Source organism: Sphingomonas sp. jy18 (genome assembly GCF_056931895.1).
The window spans coordinates 1-1,733 of sequence record NZ_JBXPBT010000018.1; the positions used below are offsets into that span (position 1 = coordinate 1).

Below are 1,733 nucleotides of genomic sequence, written 5' to 3' on the forward strand. Positions count from 1 at the left end.
CTTCGTCACTACGACGAAGCCCCAACCCTCCTTAAATCACAACCTCAAATCTGTGCCATTGGTGCTGACGGGGGACAGTTCGCCAGACAACGATTTCTCGGACATAAGCGGAACATGGGCTACGCTACACGCTTCAACCGCGCCATTGGCTCGTTGAGTGGGTGGAATTCACCTGCTGGAAGTCGCCTGGCCTGCTCCCAGAGGTAATCGCCGGTCAGACTGATGTGCGCCCAGCCCATCGGAGAAAGGTGCGCAAGCAGTGCCGCATCGAACGTCGTGCCGACAGCGTTGAGGTGCTTGGCGGCGCGGTCGAGATAGACCGTGTTCCAGTAGGAAATCGCCGCGATCAGCAAGTTCAGCCCAGATGCACGAAATTCCTGATTTTCCAGCGAGCGATCGGTGAACCGGCCCTGCCGGTTGGTATAGATGGCGGCGGCAAGCGTGTGCCGCGCTTCGCCTTTGTTGAGACCGGCCTGACAGGCACGGCGCAGTTCCGGTTGTTCGAGCCAATCGAGCGTGAACAAAGTGCGCTCGATACGGCCCAGTTCAGCCAATGCAAAATCCAGCCTGTTCTGGCGTTTGTAGGCGGCAAGCTTTCGCAAGATTACTGACGGCGCCACCGTGCCATCCTTGATTGAGGCGACAATCCTGACGATGTCATCCCAATCAGCCTCGATCGCTGCGGTTTTGATGGTGCGGCCCATCAGGCTTTCGATGCCCTTGTATGTCGATGGCGCAGCGATCGAACCCAGTTTGCGGTCGGCAATATCGCGCAGTCGGGGCGCAAAGCGGAACCCGAGCAGGTGGCAGAGTGCGAAAACATGATCGGTCGCGCCGCCGGTATCGGTATAGTGCTCATGCAACGGAAGGTTGCGAGCGCCCAGGACAAGGCCGTCGAGCACGTAGGGCGCTTCACCTGCCGTCGCGGACATGATCCGTGATCCGAATGATGCGAAGTGATCGGAAAGGTGGGAATAGATTTTCACGCCAGGTTCGGTTCCATATTTGGCATTGACGTCCGCCGCCCCCGAACGGCTCCGCCCCGACCGGAAGAACTGGCCATCGGACGACGAACTGGTGCCAGCACCCCAATGCCGCGCGAAGGGTAACTCGTGGTGGGCTGAGATAATCATGGCCAGTGCGGCCTGATAATTGTCGGGGGAAAGGTACCAGTTGTGGGTCCATGCGAGCTGGGCATAGCTGACGCCTTCGCTGGCATTGGCCATCCTCTCCAGCCCGAGGTTGGTGCCGTCAGCCAGAATTGCGGCGAGTACCGTGCTGGGGTTGTCATGCTCCTTGCCTGAACGCAGGTCACGGAATGCGTTCAAAAAACCAGTGCGTTCGGCGACTTCAAGCAGCAGCTCGGTGATGCGCACGCGGGGAAGCAGGGTATCGAGCTTACGATCGAGGGCTTCAGCTTCCGGTGGGGTGACAGGCGGCATTTTCTGAAGCTTGAGCCGGTCTCGTTCGAGCGACACTCCCTCAAGCTTGTTTGCTTTCAACTGTTTGGCAAATCGGCGCAGCCGCCAGTCAAGATTTCGTGACCGGTCAGCGAGGTAGGACGCAGCATTTGAATCGAACGGAAGCGCATCGGCCACTTTGGCGGCGTCGCGCCGACCCAGCAAATAGGCATCGAAGCACTGATAGTTGCGGGTTTGTAGATTTCCACTGAGAAGTGACCCGGTATTTCCATCGAGAATTGACCCGGGTGATGGTATGTCCCGCAGAGCGGG

At 58.7% G+C, this 1,733-nt stretch carries 1 protein-coding gene; it reads right to left on the reverse strand.

Annotation, left to right across the window (positions count from 1 at the left end):
* Positions 1–119: 119 nt before the first annotated feature.
* A partial coding sequence (locus AC0QC4_RS16625) for a Tn3 family transposase (protein WP_483661206.1) occupies positions 120–1,733 on the reverse strand: 1,614 nt, incomplete at its 5' end.